Origin of the sequence: Gardnerella vaginalis ATCC 14018 = JCM 11026, assembly GCF_001042655.1 — a bacterium.
Classification (GTDB): Bacteria; Actinomycetota; Actinomycetes; order Actinomycetales; family Bifidobacteriaceae; genus Bifidobacterium; species Bifidobacterium vaginale.
The window spans coordinates 799,079-814,584 of sequence record NZ_AP012332.1; the positions used below are offsets into that span (position 1 = coordinate 799,079).

16 protein-coding genes are annotated in these 15,506 nt (G+C 39.6%); 14 read left to right on the forward strand and 2 right to left on the reverse strand.

All coding sequences use genetic code 11. The features are described from left to right. Positions 1-2: 2 nt before the first annotated feature. The 12 genes from pyrF to GAVG_RS03085 all read left to right on the forward strand — a co-directional run bounded on the left by pyrF (position 3) and on the right by GAVG_RS03085 (position 12,532). The gene (gene pyrF, locus GAVG_RS03030) at positions 3-902 is read left to right on the forward strand and encodes an orotidine-5'-phosphate decarboxylase (protein WP_004115188.1); all 900 of its coding nucleotides are present in this window, start codon (positions 3-5) and stop codon (positions 900-902) included. A gap of 22 nt (positions 903-924) precedes the next feature. Beyond that, entirely contained in the window at positions 925-1,542 is a 618-nt protein-coding gene (gmk, locus tag GAVG_RS03035) for a guanylate kinase (RefSeq protein WP_004111764.1), read from the forward strand. A gap of 109 nt (positions 1,543-1,651) precedes the next feature. Continuing rightward, a complete protein-coding gene (gene rpoZ, locus GAVG_RS03040) occupies positions 1,652-1,936 on the forward strand; it encodes a DNA-directed RNA polymerase subunit omega (RefSeq protein ID WP_004111763.1) in 285 nt (94 codons plus the stop codon). A 113-nt stretch (positions 1,937-2,049) separates the two neighbouring features. After that, positions 2,050-3,276, forward strand: coding sequence for a methionine adenosyltransferase (gene metK, locus GAVG_RS03045; RefSeq protein WP_009994736.1), 1,227 nt, complete (start codon positions 2,050-2,052; stop codon positions 3,274-3,276). 25 nt (positions 3,277-3,301) lie between these two features. Next, positions 3,302-5,752, forward strand: coding sequence for a primosomal protein N' family DNA-binding protein (locus tag GAVG_RS03050; RefSeq protein WP_009994738.1), 2,451 nt, complete (start codon positions 3,302-3,304; stop codon positions 5,750-5,752). 46 nt (positions 5,753-5,798) lie between these two features. After that, the gene (locus GAVG_RS03055; protein WP_004117195.1) at positions 5,799-6,923 is read left to right on the forward strand and encodes a shikimate dehydrogenase; all 1,125 of its coding nucleotides are present in this window, start codon (positions 5,799-5,801) and stop codon (positions 6,921-6,923) included. Continuing rightward, the gene (gene rapZ, locus GAVG_RS03060) at positions 6,920-7,819 is read left to right on the forward strand and encodes an RNase adapter RapZ (protein WP_009994741.1); all 900 of its coding nucleotides are present in this window, start codon (positions 6,920-6,922) and stop codon (positions 7,817-7,819) included. The genes GAVG_RS03055 and rapZ overlap by 4 nt, the downstream gene beginning before the upstream one ends. Before the next feature lie 175 nt (positions 7,820-7,994). Then, positions 7,995-8,933: a DNA-binding protein WhiA gene (gene whiA, locus GAVG_RS03065; protein WP_004111755.1), complete on the forward strand. Its 939-nt coding sequence runs from the start codon at positions 7,995-7,997 to the stop codon at positions 8,931-8,933. Between the two features lie 215 nt (positions 8,934-9,148). Further along, positions 9,149-10,354 (forward strand): phosphoglycerate kinase, encoded by a 1,206-nt coding sequence (locus tag GAVG_RS03070; protein WP_009994743.1) that lies wholly within the window; start codon positions 9,149-9,151, stop codon positions 10,352-10,354. Between the two features lie 105 nt (positions 10,355-10,459). Beyond that, on the forward strand, positions 10,460-11,257 hold the full coding sequence (tpiA, locus tag GAVG_RS03075) for a triose-phosphate isomerase (protein ID WP_004111753.1): 798 nt from the start codon (positions 10,460-10,462) through the stop codon (positions 11,255-11,257). 59 nt (positions 11,258-11,316) lie between these two features. Further along, on the forward strand, positions 11,317-11,565 hold the full coding sequence (gene secG, locus GAVG_RS03080) for a preprotein translocase subunit SecG (protein WP_004115170.1): 249 nt from the start codon (positions 11,317-11,319) through the stop codon (positions 11,563-11,565). A gap of 130 nt (positions 11,566-11,695) precedes the next feature. Continuing rightward, entirely contained in the window at positions 11,696-12,532 is an 837-nt protein-coding gene (locus tag GAVG_RS03085) for an HAD hydrolase family protein (RefSeq protein WP_048653123.1), read from the forward strand. A gap of 593 nt (positions 12,533-13,125) precedes the next feature. Here the strand turns inward: GAVG_RS03085 and GAVG_RS03090 are convergent. Together GAVG_RS03090 and GAVG_RS03095 are read right to left on the reverse strand one after the other, a co-directional pair. Further along, positions 13,126-13,575, reverse strand: coding sequence for a hypothetical protein (locus GAVG_RS03090; protein ID WP_004111746.1), 450 nt, complete (start codon positions 13,573-13,575; stop codon positions 13,126-13,128). A gap of 1 nt (position 13,576) precedes the next feature. After that, entirely contained in the window at positions 13,577-13,777 is a 201-nt protein-coding gene (locus GAVG_RS03095) for a helix-turn-helix transcriptional regulator (RefSeq protein ID WP_004111744.1), read from the reverse strand. Positions 13,778-14,017: 240 nt separating this feature from the next. On the opposite strand from GAVG_RS03095, the gene GAVG_RS03100 reads away from it, so the two are divergent. Both GAVG_RS03100 and GAVG_RS03105 read left to right on the forward strand, forming a co-directional pair. Next, positions 14,018-14,665 carry a recombinase zinc ribbon domain-containing protein gene (locus GAVG_RS03100; protein ID WP_004111742.1) on the forward strand — a complete coding sequence of 216 codons (648 nt, stop codon included), beginning with the start codon at positions 14,018-14,020 and terminating at the stop codon, positions 14,663-14,665. Positions 14,666-15,143: 478 nt separating this feature from the next. Next, a complete protein-coding gene (locus GAVG_RS03105; RefSeq protein ID WP_004111740.1) occupies positions 15,144-15,407 on the forward strand; it encodes a hypothetical protein in 264 nt (87 codons plus the stop codon). Positions 15,408-15,506 lie beyond the last annotated feature (99 nt).

A 15,506-nucleotide genomic window follows, 5' to 3' on the forward strand; every position in this document is an offset into this window, starting at 1 on the left:
ACATGACCGAAAGCATACGAGAGCAGGAATTGCAGGCGCAAAGATCCGATTTTGGATTGCGTCTAAAAAACGCTATGGCAAAATATGGGCCATTATGCGTTGGCATAGATCCGCACCGCAAGATGCTGCTTAATTGGGGATACAAGATGGATGCTCAAGGAGCAGAATTGTTCTCCATGCGTATGCTTCAGGCCATGAACGGCAGAGCTGCTGCCGTAAAATTCCAGTCGAGCATGTTCGAGCGTTACGGGTCTAAGGGGTTCGCGGCGCTCGAACGAGTGCTGTATGCTGCAAGACAAATGGATGTAATTACTATTGTTGATTGTGGTCATGGTGGTTTGTCTACAACAATCTCTGCGCTTGCCGACGCATACTTTAAGCCAGATGCGCCTCTTCTTACTGATGCTATTACACTTCTTCCGTATTACGGAGCTAGGTCAATGGGTGGGTTGATTAATGAGGCTCTTAATAATGGCAAGGGAGTGTTCATTGCTTCGCTAACGTCTAATCGCGAAGGCGCTAGCCTGCAAACTGCTATTCGTCAGACTGGTTCCTACCGCGGCACAACTGTTGCTCATGGTATTGCTCAAACTGCGCAAATTTTTAACAATAATACAAAGGGCATGGGTTCCGTTGGCTTAATTGTTGGAGCCACTATTGGAGATTGGATGAATGGCGGTGGAATCGATTTAACGAGTTTTACTGGTCCTATTCTTTCTCCAGGTTACGGTTGGCAGGGAGCGGAAGCTAACGATTTGAAAACGGTTTTTGCTGGTACGCATGGAAATGTTTTAGTAACAGTTTCTAGGTCTATTGCTTCTCATGGTCCAGATATTGGTGCATTATCTACTGCAACTGAACGAATAGCTTGGGATATTCGTCAAGCTTTAATGGATTCATGAAAATTATTTAAGAGAGTCAAATATGGTTAGTTTAAACGATACACAGAGTATGCCAGTCGCTACTAAAAGGCGTTTGATTGTTCTTACTGGTCCTACTGCAGCTGGTAAGGGCACTGTTGAGGGAGTATTGCGCGAAAAACATCCTAATATTTGGCTTTCTGTTTCTGCGACTACCAGAAAACCTCGTTATGATGAGTTTAATGGAATTCATTATTGGTTCATTGATGAAGAAGAGTTTGAGCGCAGGAAGAGGAACGGAGAGTTTCTGGAGACTGCTCTTGTTCATGGAATGGCACATTATGGTACTTTAATTCAGCCTGTTTTAGATCATCTTGCTCAAAACGTTCCAACGCTTCTAGAGATTGATCTTCAGGGAGCTAGGAGAGTTAAGCAGGAAGCTTCTAGATTAGGTTTAGAAGTCGTATACGTATTTATTGCCCCTCCTAGCTTTGAGGAGCTTAAGCGTCGACTTATTGGTAGAGGCACTGAAACTCCTGAGCAGCAGGCTAAGCGTTTGCAAACCGCTAAAGTAGAAATGGCTGCGTCTAGCGAGTTTGATTTTGTGATTGTTAATGACGATGCTCAGCGCGCTGCAGATGAACTTTGGAAGATAATAGCTAAAGAATACGATTTAGATTAATTTAAATTAATTTAGATTAATCTAAATGAGTAATTCCTAAATATCCTTGCAATAGCTTACAATAGTCTACTTGGAAACTATTGTGGCACCATAGAATATGGAGAACATTATGGCATTGGGCACTAAGCCAACACCTACGGGACTTGCAAATCCGCCTATTGATGATTTGATGCAGCATGCGGATTCCAAGTATGCGCTTGCCTTGTTTGCCGCAAAACGAGCACGGCAGATTAATTCTTATTTCACTCAGCTCAACGAAGGATTGTTGCAGAATGTCGGTCCTCTTGTTGATTATAGAAACCAAGAGAAGCCTCTTTCTATAGCATTCCGAGAAATTAATAAAGGTTTGCTGGTGGAGAATCTTGGTGAAGATGATATGAATGAGGGAAATTAAGTTTTCTTTACATTTTTAATTGCAGCCGTATTATCCTATGCTTGTTGGTATTGGATATGCGGCTGTTATTGGTTTTAGTGCATAAGTTTTAATTTTTTAATTAAAGGGGAGTTATGTCGGAAGCTAAACTTATTTCTGCAGAATCTGTTACAGAAGGTCATCCTGATAAGCTTTGTGATCAGATTGCAGATGCGATTCTAGATGATATGCTTCGTCAAGATTCTCATGCGCATGTTGCTGTTGAAGTTTGTGCATGCGTAGGACAATTTGTAGTCTTCGGGGAAGTTAGGGGAGAAGTATACACCGACATACCAGGAATTGTTAGAAAAGTTGTACGCGAAGTAGGATACAACAGTTCAACTGTTGGATTGGATGCTGATTCATGTGGAGTAATGGTATCTTTAACTGAGCAAAGCGCGGAGATAAATCAAGGTGTTTCTAGATTAGATTTAGAATCCGAAAGTATTGCGTCTAAAGAAGATCGTTATAAAAGCCAAGGCGCAGGCGATCAAGGCGTTATGTTTGGATATGCTAGCGATGAGACAGACGCTTATATGCCCCTTCCAATATATCTAGCTCATCAGCTTGCCCAGCGCCTATCCTACGTGCGAAAATCTGGAATTGTATCTAAACTTAGACCAGACGGTAAAACACAGGTTACAATCGAATATGATGAATGTGGGAACCCTGTTCGTTTAGATACTGTTCTTATTTCAACACAGCATGACCCAGATGTGAGTCATGATTGGCTTAGAAATCAACTTGTTCAAAACGTTGTAGAGCCTGTTCTTAACAAAGTGTTAGGGAAAAACGTAAATCATAATGATTACAGAATGCTTGTAAATCCTACGGGATCTTTTGTTTTGGGTGGTCCTGCAGCAGATTCTGGTTTAACAGGCAGAAAAATTATTGTAGACACTTATGGAGGGGCTGCTCATCATGGCGGTGGAGCTTTTTCTGGCAAAGACCCTAGTAAAGTGGATCGTTCTGCAGCCTATGCTGCGCGTTGGGTTGCTAAGAATCTTGTTGCCGCAGGTTTAGCCCATAAAATAGAGGTACAAGTTGCATATGCGATTGGAATTGCAGAACCTGTTAGCGTAAATGTAGAAACTTTTGGAACCGAAGCTAATGGAATTACTCGTTCAGATATTTCTAAGATTGTTCGAAAAGTCTTTGATTTGCGCCCAGCAGCAATTATCGACGAGCTTGATTTGCTTCGACCAATCTACTCGAAAACTTCTGCTTATGGACATTTTGGAAGAACAGATGTTGATTTTCCTTGGGAAAGACTTAATCGTGTTGATCAGATTAAGAATGAGGTAAAATCTTTAAAAAATTGATTTGAGGATTTAAAAGGATGTGCTAATGCTTGAGCAGCCTTCACTTGATGGTTTAGCGCGCAAACCACGTAGGCGTAAGAAGAGTGATTCAACCCAGAGTCAAGCTGATAATTGCCCTATTGCTCATATTGTGCTGGATGTTCAAGCATCTCATCTCGGTAAAACTTTTGATTACATTGTTAGCAAAGATCAGGATGATTACGCTAAGCCAGGGTGTATGGTCCGCGTAAAATTTGGTACTAGACGCGTAAATGGAATTATTTGGAGTAGGAGTGAATCAAGCACAACACCAATATCTTCATTAAAGTTTATTGAAAAAATTATTCCAATAGGGGAAGTAGTTTCTAAATCTTTTATGGAAGATATTTCTTCAATAGCTGATGCTTATGGTGGAACAAGAGCTAATATTATTAGACTTGCTTTACCTAGAAGAATTGCTGGTGTAGATAAAGAAAATTTGCTGGACGATATTCATTTATCTAAAAGAGTAAAATGGATTAATGAATTACAAAAAAATTTTAGGTCTAATGATACTTGCGCGATATCTCAATACGATGGAAGTGAGAATCTTAGAAAAACAACATATGCTCGTATGATTGCAACATACAATAATGCGAATCTTCTTAAACAATCCTTAGAAGATGTTCATAAACCGTATTATTTGCATCATGAAAATAGTTCGCTTTCGAATAATTATAAGAATAATTGCAAAGCTTTTCTTATAGATGCCTTACCAGGAGCAATGAGATGGGCTCAGGATTTAGCGTGGATTATTGTAACTGCAATAAGAGCTGGTCGTCAAGTTGCTGTTGTTCTTCCTACAATTCGCGAAGTAAACGATGTTATGCGTGCCCTTATGGTTTATGGTCTTAAACCTTATAAAAAATCGCAGAATCCAAGTGGAACTTTAAGTGGAGATGTTGCTCGTCTTTGCGCATATGATTCTCCAGCAGACAGGTATAGAGCGTGGAGAGCTATAGAAAAAGGAATTGTTCCATGTGTTTTAGGAACAAGATCTGCAATGTATGCACCAGTTGAGTCGCAAGCGCTTTTTGTGATTGTAGAAGATGGCGCATATCAGTACGCAGATGGTATGATGCCTTACGCTCAAGCTAGAGGAGTTATGCGATTGCGCACACAAAATCATAATGGCGTTTTCATAACAATGTCTTTTGCTAGAAGCGTAATAAGTCAAAACGAATTAAAAGGAAAAAATCTTGCTGCAAAAGTAAGTGGACCTTTAATTGAAATTAAACCATTTAATACTATTGTTAGTAATGCTTGCCCATGGGTTCGTCTACTTAATTTGGATAACCTTAATAAGATAAATGACCCGAGTGCAGGATCTAGAATACCGTATACTGCACTAGCGTCGATTAGACAAACTTTAGACGCAAATCTGCCTGTTTTACTTGTTACAGCACAAGACGATACTGTTCAGCGTGCTGCATGCAAAAAATGCCATAGTATGGCTCGTTGTAAACGCTGTACAGGTCCTCTTGACTTACCTATAGATGGTTCTGCTCCTAAATGCGCATGGTGTGGAAGTGCTGCGATTGGCTGGAAGTGCTCGAATTGTTCTAGTGGATCTAACTTTATCGAGGCTATTCGTGTTGGCGTCAATTTTACTGCCAAAGAAATATTTAAGATTTTCAATGATGTTCCAATTATTATATCTTCCGCGAAGCAGAAAAGTGGTGTTATAGAGTGGATTGACCAGAAGCCGATGATTGTCATTTGTACTTTAGGAGCAGAACCTCGAGTTTTAAGCTCATCTAAAAATTCTTGCGGAGAATATGGTCTTGTTGCGATTTTAGACGCGTGGACGAGTCTTTACAACACTGGTTTAGATTCTCGAATAGACACTTTGAATGCTTGGATGAAAGCAGCTTCAATGTGTGCGTCAAAAAACAGAGGTGGAAGCGTTCTTATTTTGGGTGAAACTTACGATATTCTCGCTAAATCTTTGGAAGAATGGGATTCATCAATTCTTTCTAAACAAGAGTTGCAAGAAAGAAGTGAAGCACTTCTTCCGCCAACTGTATGTGTCGCAAGAATATGGGGTTTTAGGCAGGCTGTAGTAGATACGCTTAATGCGATTGGCGCAATGAGTGTAGATGTAAGCGAAGATATTACAAAAGTTGTAAGCAAAAATGGTGATTTAGATAGTTCTAGTAATCTTCCAATGTTAAAAGTCGAAACTAAAGATAGTGAATCTGTGGTTTCAGGCGATTCGAGTGAATCCGAATATCTTCCACCTTTACTTGGAATTGTTCCAATGAAGCCTCCTTCAACATTGCACGAGCAAAATTCTCAACGCTTTGAAGAGTTAAACGACAGAGTTAAAGCAGTTGTAAGAGTGCCATTAGAGTATAGAGATGAATTAGTTAATCGTTTGAAAAAAGAATGTGCAAAGCATTTTGCAATGCGAAAAAATGGTGAATTAAAATTTAGTGTGGATCCTAAGGATTTGTAAAATCGCATAAACTTATTAATAAAGACTTATAAATAAAGAGGTTAAAATGGTTGAAAAATGCTACAATTGCGCGGTTTTGGGCAATCCTATATCGCACTCTCTATCTCCAGTTCTACACAATGCTGCATATAAGGCATTGGGCTTAAATAATTGGCATTATGGTAAAGAAAAAGTTAGCGAGGAAGACTTAAAAGATTTTATTGCAAATCTTGACGATTCTTGGAAAGGCTTAAGCCTTACAATGCCACTTAAAAAAACAATTATGAGCCTAGGTGTAGCTTGCGATTATTGGTCTAAAACGCTTGGTGTTGCAAATACTGCTGTGTTTAGTAAAAAGCCATGCTTAGAAAATCCTGAGACGATTGAGCTTTGTAACACAGATGTAAATGGTATTGTAATGGCGTTAATACACTCTTTAAAGTCTCAAATATTAAACGCTAAAAGTGCGGTTATTATTGGCAGCGGAAACACTGCGTCTTCTGCAATGGCAGCTTTAATAGAAATTGCTCAAGGTTCAAAATTGAGTAAAGTTAGTGTTGTTGCAAGATTGCAAAGCGATGGTAAAACTGTTAAAGGCGTTAGTAGATTTAACGATTTAGTAGATAAATATAAATTGGATTTTCCAAATAGCAGAAGAATAGAGCCGTCTAACTTGAATCTTAAAAACAAACGTGGCTACAAGCCTGTTTGCGGTATAGAATTCCCTACTATTGATCCTGAGTTTATAAAAATATCGCAAGATATAGAAAAATGTGATAAATCTCACATTCTAGAATCTATTTCTTCGTTGGATGCAATTGAAGCAATTGTAAACGCAGATATTGTTATAAGCACTGTTCCTGCTCATATAGCAGACGGATTAGCGCTCGCTTTGTGTGAATATTGCAAGGAAAAGTCAATAAAACATTTAGGAGCTTTGCTAGACGTTGTATATGATCCTCGACCAAGCCAGATGCTTAAAGTTTGGAGAAAATATGGCATGGGTATTGGTGGAGAAGAAATGCTTTTATATCAAGCACTAGATCAAGTAAAACTCATGACTTTTGATTATAGGCATTCAAGTGATGATTCGTGTGATGATTCTTGCATAATCAAACACCAATCTGACAAGGCTACAGATTACGATTACATAAGAAGTTGCATGGAAAAAGCATTGAAGGAGGCGTTATGATCACTGAAAATAGTGAATTCTCGCAGGTGGCAAGCGATTTTGAAGTAATGCTCATTACTGGCATGAGCGGCGCTGGCAGATCTCATGCAGCAAATGCTTTGGAAGACATGGGCTGGTATGTTATTGATAATCTTCCTCCAAAGTTACTCATCCCTCTTGTAGACATGATGACATCTTCTGGATCTAAAGTTCATAAGCTTGCAGCAGTTATTGACGTAAGATCACGCGGATATTTTGATGATTTATTTGTTGTTTTGGGTCATATAGATGATTTAGGCGTAAAAACTCGAATACTATTTTTAGATGCATCTGATTCTGTGCTCATTAAAAGATATGAGTCAGTGCGCAGACCACATCCTTTGCAGCGCGGAGGAAGACTTATAGATGGTATTTTGGAAGAGCGTGAGCTTTTATGTCATCTTAAAGATTGCGCAGATATTATTATCGATACTTCAAATCTTAGTATTCATCAGCTTTCCACTAAACTTTATGAGGGGTTGCTTGGAAAAGGATCTTCTACAGTATCTGTTCACATTTTTAGTTTTGGGTTCAAGTACGGAATGCCTATGGACGCCGATTTTGTGGCAGATATGCGATTTTTGCCCAATCCATTTTGGATTCCAGAGCTTAGGGATTTAACTGGAAAAGATAAAGCAGTTAGCGATTATGTTCTTAAAAATCCAGCGGCAATAGAATTCTTAGACTATTACGAAAAAGCTCTTCTTACGGCAATTGATGGTTTTGCAAAAGAAGATAAGCATTATGTAACAATTGCTGTTGGATGCACTGGGGGTCAGCATAGGTCTGTAGCTATTAGCATAGAGCTTGCAAGAAGACTAAAATTAAGAGGATTGCAGGTTACAGTATCTGCTAGAGAGATGAGATCTAGAACATGATTTAATTTCTCCTATAGGATTATGTAATATAAAAAGTAGAACTATAAAAAGGTAAAATGTCCAAGTCATTGGGTATCACAGAAAGCCGAGCATGTAGGTGTTTTGCACATCGTGCAACGGCATCTTGTATGAATCCCAACGCATACTCTAAGAAGAACAAAATAGGAGGTTTCCCTTGGCTCTTCTTGACGACGTAAAGAACGAACTCGTCGCAAATAATAGTGAGCTACCAGCGGTTGTTATGGCTCAGGCAGCAGCAATGATGCGTTTTGGTGGCGGCTTAAGGCCGGTTAATAATCAGGCTGTGATTCGTGCACAGTTTGATTCTCTAAGCGCAGCGCAATGGCTTGTAGATACGCTTGTGACATGTTTCCAAAGAGAAGCAACGATTTCTCAAACTACTCGTCAGACTCCTACAGGTGTTGTTACTCGTTACGATGTTCTTGTGGAGCGAGGTGCTGCAGCTTTGGCTCTGCAATCAGGTTTGTTGGACCGTCGTATGCATATCGTTGCTGGTCTTGCCCCTGAAATTGTTGGTGGAAGTATTGCGCAGGTTAAAGCTGCGTGGAGAGGTGCTTTCTTAGCTCATGGGGCTATATCCGATCCTGGAAAGGCAAGCTATTTAGAGATTGTTTGCCCAACTCATGAGGCTGCTACAGCGTTGCAAGCAATGGCAGCACGACTCGGAGTTGGTGCAAAGGCGCGCAAAGTTAAAAGCTCTGAGCGTGTTACTTTGAGAGATTCTGACGCTATTGAGCGTATGCTGATTTTGATTGGAGCTCCTCGTTCTGCTCGAGAATGGACTGGTAAGCGTTCTGATGGTGAAGCAAGAGGCAAAGCTAATCGACTGGCAAACTTTGATGATGCTAATATGCGCAGAAGTGCTAAAGCTGCTGCAGAAGCTTGCGAAAAGGTTCGTCACGCTTTCGATGTTCTTGGGGACGATATTCCAGAAAATCTTTTGATGGCAGGAAAGTTGCGACTGCAGCATAGTGATGCAAGTCTAGAAGAACTTGGTCATTTAGCGGATCCTCCGATTACAAAGGATGCTGTTGCTGGTCGTATTCGTAGGCTTTTGCAGCTTTGCGCTAAGGTAGAAAAGTCGCGAATGTAATTGCTTTTTTGACTGAGTATTTATTCGTATTGGCCGCATACTTTGAGTATGCGGCATTTTTTGTAGTTTTTTATTATCTAATTTTGGGCGTGCTTGTTGCGCACATGCGATATAATTGCTCATGGAATTTATAGACGTTTTAGCTTTGCTTTCGTCTTTTTTCTTGTTAAATTCGCCATCATGATTGGTTGAATCATGTTTTGGAAAGGATACCAATGAAGACACTTAAAGATTTGGGAGATTTGAGCGGCAAGCGCGTACTCGTTCGTGCTGATTTTAATGTTCCTCTCAAGGGCACGACTATCACAGACGATGGTCGAATCAAGGCTGCTTTACCAACGATTAAAGCTTTGCGTGAGCAGGGTGCCAAGGTTGTTTTAATGGCCCATCTTGGACGTCCAAAGGGTCAGGTTGTTCCAGAGCTCTCTTTGGCTCCAGTAGCGGCTCGCTTAGGTGAACTTCTTGGTGTTAATGTTGTTTTGGCTGCAGATACTTATGGTGAAGATGCTCAGGCTAAGGTAGCTGCCATGAATAATGGCGACGTTGTGTTGCTTGAAAACGTTCGTTTTAACGCTGAAGAAACCAGTAAGGATGCGTCCGAACGCGCTGAATACGCTAAGAAGATTGCTGCTCTTGGAGAAGTTTTTGTTTCCGATGGTTTCGGTGTTGTTCACCGCGCCCAGGGTTCAAATTACGATGTTGCTGCCGATCTTCCAGCTGCTGCTGGCTTGCTTGTTGAGAAGGAAGTTAAGGCTCTTTCTCGCGCAACCGAAAATCCAGAGCGTCCTTTGACAGTAGTTCTTGGTGGATCTAAGGTTTCCGACAAGCTTGGCGTTATTGAAAACTTGCTTTCTAAGGCTGATCGCCTTGTTATTGGCGGCGGAATGGTGTTCACATTCCTTAAGGCTTTGGGTCATGAAGTTGGTACTTCTTTGCTTGAAGAGGATCAGCTCGAGAAAGTTAAGGGATATATTGAAACTGCTAAGAAGAATGGCGTTGAGCTTGTTCTTCCAACCGATATTGTTGTGAACGCTGGCTTCCCAGCAGGCGATACTCCTGTTGCTCCAGAAGTTGTTCCAGCGGATGCTATTCCAGCAGACAAGATGGGCTTGGATATTGGCCCTGATTCTCAGAAGCTTTTCCACGACAAGATTGTTGATTCCAAGACTGTTGTTTGGAATGGACCAATGGGCGTGTTCGAAGTTGCAGAGTTTGCTGCTGGTACTCGCGCTGTAGCTCAGGGTTTGGTTGATGCAACGAAGAACGGCACTTTCACTATTGTCGGTGGTGGAGATTCCGCTTCTGCAGTTCGTAATCTTGGATTCCCAGAAGATGGCTTCTCTCACATCTCCACTGGTGGTGGCGCTTCACTCGAGTTCTTGGAAGGTAAGACGCTTCCAGGTTTGAGCGTGCTTGAGTAAGTGACTTTAAAATATTGTGCCGACTTCGATTTTATAAATTCTTTTTGTAGATCGGGGTCGGCATAATGTTAATTTTATCTTTATAACTAATTCTTAAGGGTGATTATGGTTGTCAATAGGAAACCGCTAGTTGCAGGCAATTGGAAGATGAATTTTAATCACCTCGAAGCCACTCATTTTATTCAAAAATTCTGGTGGCGTCTATGTGATTCTCACTTCGACTGTAAAAAATGCGATATTGCTCTTATGCCATCGTTTACGTCCTTAAGAAGCGTGCAAGTATTAGTTGAGTCTGATAATCTTCCTATTCTTTATGGCGCGCAAGCAGTTTCCGTTACAGCTCAAGGCGCGTTTACTGGAGATGTTTCTGCAGATATGCTTGCAAGCTTGGGCTGCTCAATGGTGATTGTAGGTCATTCTGAGCGACGTAAGTATCATCCAGAAGATGATGCGAATATTGTTGACCAAGTGCGAGCTGTGCTTGCTGCTGGAATGCAACCTATTCTTTGCGTTGGTGAAAGTTTTGAAGAGCGCAAGCAGGGTATAGAGCTTGATTTTGCAGTTGGACAGGTTCATGACGTTACTCGCGATTTGGATTCTAAGCAGGCAGAGCGTTTGATTATTGCATACGAACCAGTTTGGGCTATTGGAACTGGAATGGTAGCTACAGCACAGTCTGCTCAAGATGCTGCTAAGGCTATTAGGGATGATCTGCAGGAAACTTTCGGGGATACTGTATCACAAAAAGTTAGAATACTTTATGGCGGCTCTGTAACGTCTTCTAATGCAGCAAGTCTTATTTGTGAGCCAGACGTTGATGGATTTCTTATTGGTGGAGCTTCTTTAGACATTGAGGAATTGGCTACTATTGTTCAATTGTCGTCTTACAAAAATCGAATTTAATACATAGGTCAATGGCTTTTACTATGCTTTACAAAGTACTCTAAAACAGGAGGTTACTTGTGTCCGCTGTGAAAATTGTTTTGCAAGTGTTGCTTGTGCTGACCAGCATTTTGTTGACATTGTTGATTTTGATGCACAAGGGCAAGGGCGGCGGTCTTTCCGACATGTTCGGCGGCGGTTTAACGAAGAACGCTGGTAGCTCTGGTGTTGCAGAAAAGAACTTGAATCGTTGGACTGTTATTATAGCGTTGATTTGGGTGGCTGTTATTGTTGCCTTGAATCTTATGACTAAGTTTTCACTTATCTAAGTATTCTTTTAAGCGCGTAGTCGAAAGATTGCGCGCTTTTTATTTTATAAGCAGAGCAGGTGTACATTTTGCTATGCTTTTTAAGATGTTAGAAGATGTTAGACTAATTAAAATACATTAGGTTATTGTTATGCTTCATTTTTCTCCTTCTCTTGTGGTAGCAGATCTTGATGGCACTATGCTTCATGATGCTAATGCTTTTGAAAGCAGATATTTAAGCCAAGAAACTGTTAGCGCTTCTAAGCGTTTGAGTGAATGTGGAATTCCGCTTGCGATTATTACTGCTCGACCTGTTGGAAGTGCTTTTGATTTTATTCACGATTTGAATGCTCAAGTTTGCGCGTACCTTAATGGTGCTCTTATTGATTTTGACTGTGCTCACAGCACGATAGGTGAGCTTACTTCGCAAAGAAGCCTTGATACTCTTACGCGTTTTGGATTTGATTCTCAACATGCTTGTAGTGTGTGTTTGCGCTTGCTTAATGAGATTCCTACGCTTCGCATTGGCATTGTTATGAACGATGTTCGTTACACTAATTTTGATGTTCGTATGCTTTGGAGCGAGCAGGATTTTATTATTACCGATTTTTCTAATGTTCCAAGTGTCATTGCAGACAAGATTATTATTGTTCCTCGAGAGAGTGAGAAGGAAAAACTTCAGAGCATTCTTCCAAGTGATTTTTCGCTACACATTAGCGAAGATGTTTTGTGGATGCTTACGAATCCTCTTGCAAACAAAGGTCATGCTTTGAACGTTATTTGCGATCGTTTGGGTGTAAAGCCTAGTCGCACAGTCGTTTTCGGAGACGATATTATAGATATAGACATGTTCCGCGCAGGGGGATACGGTGTAGCGGTATCGAATAGTAATCCTCGGTTGCTTGCGATTGCGGACGAGGTTTGTGATTCCAACAACAATAATGGCGTTGCTACCTGGCTTAATTCAAATCTTTTTACTAGATTGTGAATAACCCACCTTTCGTTACCGGCGAAGTTGTGTGACGAATTCTTTCGTAGAGAGTCAAACGGAAAGCTTGGTGACATTATCAGTGAAGAGAAGAAATCTACCATTAAAGTCGGAGCAGCTAAAGATCTCAATGGAGAATACCCATTTTTCATTAGTGGTGATGCTGTACTTTCTTGTGATAAACCACTAGTTAATAATCGACCCATTTATATTCCAAATGAGATTGAACTTAAGGTGTTTAATAGCATTGGATATGCCTGATTATACGACTATATCGTATAATCAACGCGAAAATAGAGCTTTGATAGCTCTCCGTGATTGGCTTTTACCTACTATGCTCATGAACGGGCAAGCGACAATCGAAGATTAGGCAGCTAAATTATCATTTCTCTATCCATTAATTTCTTCTCCTTAATCTACAAATTTCAATTAACAAAGCGACTGAACTTATATTTCAATCGCTAAAAGTCTTATATGTTAAATTGTTTTAAGTGGGGATTCTTATCCTTACCATTTTTACATCCTAATTTTGAGTATAAAAAAGACGATAGAGTTTTAACTGTCTATCGTCTAATACCTTTACTATGATATTTTTAAATCTTTTTTGACCAATATACTTTTAATAATTTAGAAAATATTATTTGCACAAATGCAACTATTATTAACGCTAAAAAGGCTTCATAACTTACATATGCTACAAATAAAGAAACAGTTACAATAGCCATTGAAAATATAGGTATTATATTTGATCCTGACTTCATCTTTATTAATATCATTCTTTCATCTGTTTCTTTAGTATGCATCTTCTCCAATATATCTCTATTTCTATATGCTCTACCAAGCATTGACATGTAGAATACAGATACAAGTTCAAGTCCAATAAAAAATACTGCTACATAATATGTCACATCTTCTTTTAATGGGAATTTATATTTTAAGTAAAAATTTCCAATAATAACTGCGAGTAAGGCAACCATACATAATAAGACTAAAATACTAATTCTAAATCCTATTTCTTTTTTATATTTTTCTAATTTGTTCATATTAATCATCCTCTTCTATACTAAATATTTCTTCAATACTCATATCAAAAAACTTAGCAATTTTAAAAGCCAAAGGCAGTGACGCTATATACTTCCCAGTTTCAATGGAAGTTATGGTCTGCCTTGTAACTCCAACTTCATTTGCCAATTCTTCTTGAGTTATTTTATGCTGTTTTCTTAATCGAAAAATTGTATTTTTCATTTTCCTCCTTCAACAGCAAGTTAACTTTACATATAATGTATAGCTCGCTTTGCTTTTTTTGTCAAGCGTACTTTGCTTTTTATAATTTCTTAAACTAAAAAGACGATAGATTTTATTAACCATGTTCGTATAAAAAATGATGAAACAGAACCACAGTATTATGTAAAAGATAGCCACGCTTCGATTATTCCAAGAGATATTTTCTTTAAAGTTCAAGAAGAAATGGTAAGACGAGCCAACATGTTTAGTGGTGAGGAGAATAAAAAAAGAAGAGTTTATTCCAGTAAGTACGCTTTATCCAGCTTATGTGTTTGTTCTAAATGTGGGGATGTTTACAGAAGAATTGCTTGGAACAATCGAGGAGTGCGTTCTGTTGTTTGGCGTTGTTGTACCAGATGGGAAAATGGTCCTAGTGCTTGTGATGCTCCGACAGTACAAGAGAACGAACTGCAGTCTGCTACAGTGAAAGCCATAAACAAGGTGTTTAGTATACCGGATGAAGTATTGGATACGTTGAAGAATAATATTAGAGAAATTATTGCGGGCAACAACTTAAGTGAGATTGAGACGGTTGATAAAAAAATCGCAGACAAACAAGCGATACTACTAACCTTGCTTAAAGCTAAAAAAGACTACACGAAAATAGCTGATGAGATTGATGAGCTTAAAGTTAAGAAACAGCAGCTTCTTATAGAAAAAGCAGGTCAAGAAGATGCTAAAAGACGAATCAGAGAAATGGAAGATTTTCTGAAAAGTGAGCGTCACGAGCTTAGTGAGTATGATGAGAAGCTGGTAAGAAAGTACATCAAGAAAATAAAAGTTTACGAGGACAAGTTCAGCGTAACTTTTAAATCAGAGATTAGTGTGGATATTGAAAGGGCATCGTAAAAGCCAAAAGAATGTGAGCATTTGAAATGTTACAAAACTCAGCCTAGGGGAATCATCTCTAGGCTGTTTTTATGCTCAAAAACCAAGTTATCAAGCCAATCTTAAACCTTTTAACGATAGCTTTTCCTATCGTTAAAAAGTGCACCCAGTATACATAGTGTGCACTCAAAAAAGTGTAGCTATACTAGGAGTTCTCTCAATCCACGTCGAGAGTGTTGTATTGATGTCAAGGGCTTAATAGGTGGGTGCATTTTTGCCCTTGTGTAGCAGGGGTTTGCGAGGGCTATCGTTAAAAGGTTTAATGCGTGGCAGTTTTAAGCTGGGTTCTTGCGGTTTTTGAGTGCGATTTTGCTGTTTGAGGGAACATGTCAACGGTGTAGGGTCGAGTGCACAGGATGTTAACGTTAAAAGGTGCACCCACTTTGCACCCAGGCTGTGAAGTGGGAAAATTTATGCAGAAGGAAATGTACCGTAGCATATGTGTGAGAAAAAATATGCGAGTTTAGTGAACAGGTTTAATACTGTAGAGTCGAGGCTTAAGGAAGTTAAAGCTCGTATTGTTGAAAAGCAAGCGAGGCGTGATGAGGTTGAATATTTTATTGATGGCTTGAAAAAGCAGGACTTGTTAACAGCGTTCGATGAAAACGTCTGGCTTAGCATGGTTGACTATCTATGCGTGCATAAAGATGGAAAGGTTGAGTTTACTTTCCTTGATGGGAGCAAAACAGAATTAAAGCGTTAAGCTTATAGGAAATGTTAGAAGGCAAAATAAAAGCATATCAGCAAGCTGCTGACGTGCTTTTTTGCTGTTAAAAGAGTTACACGTTGAGTATAATAGGAT

Bases quoted from the DNA above. Each gene is read 5' to 3' on its own strand.
- pyrF (WP_004115188.1), top strand. From the start codon at position 3: ATGACCGAAAGCATACGAGAGCAGGAATTGCAGGCGCAAAGATCCGAT.
- gmk (WP_004111764.1), top strand. From the start codon at position 925: ATGGTTAGTTTAAACGATACACAGAGTATGCCAGTCGCTACTAAAAGG.
- rpoZ (WP_004111763.1), top strand. From the start codon at position 1,652: ATGGCATTGGGCACTAAGCCAACACCTACGGGACTTGCAAATCCGCCT.
- metK (WP_009994736.1), top strand. From the start codon at position 2,050: ATGTCGGAAGCTAAACTTATTTCTGCAGAATCTGTTACAGAAGGTCAT.
- GAVG_RS03050 (WP_009994738.1), top strand. From the start codon at position 3,302: ATGCTTGAGCAGCCTTCACTTGATGGTTTAGCGCGCAAACCACGTAGG.
- GAVG_RS03055 (WP_004117195.1), top strand. From the start codon at position 5,799: ATGGTTGAAAAATGCTACAATTGCGCGGTTTTGGGCAATCCTATATCG.
- rapZ (WP_009994741.1), top strand. From the start codon at position 6,920: ATGATCACTGAAAATAGTGAATTCTCGCAGGTGGCAAGCGATTTTGAA.
- GAVG_RS03070 (WP_009994743.1), top strand. From the start codon at position 9,149: ATGAAGACACTTAAAGATTTGGGAGATTTGAGCGGCAAGCGCGTACTC.
- tpiA (WP_004111753.1), top strand. From the start codon at position 10,460: ATGGTTGTCAATAGGAAACCGCTAGTTGCAGGCAATTGGAAGATGAAT.
- GAVG_RS03085 (WP_048653123.1), top strand. From the start codon at position 11,696: ATGCTTCATTTTTCTCCTTCTCTTGTGGTAGCAGATCTTGATGGCACT.
- GAVG_RS03090 (WP_004111746.1), bottom strand. From the start codon at position 13,575: ATGAACAAATTAGAAAAATATAAAAAAGAAATAGGATTTAGAATTAGT.
- GAVG_RS03095 (WP_004111744.1), bottom strand. From the start codon at position 13,777: ATGAAAAATACAATTTTTCGATTAAGAAAACAGCATAAAATAACTCAA.
- GAVG_RS03100 (WP_004111742.1), top strand. From the start codon at position 14,018: ATGTTTAGTGGTGAGGAGAATAAAAAAAGAAGAGTTTATTCCAGTAAG.
- GAVG_RS03105 (WP_004111740.1), top strand. From the start codon at position 15,144: ATGTGTGAGAAAAAATATGCGAGTTTAGTGAACAGGTTTAATACTGTA.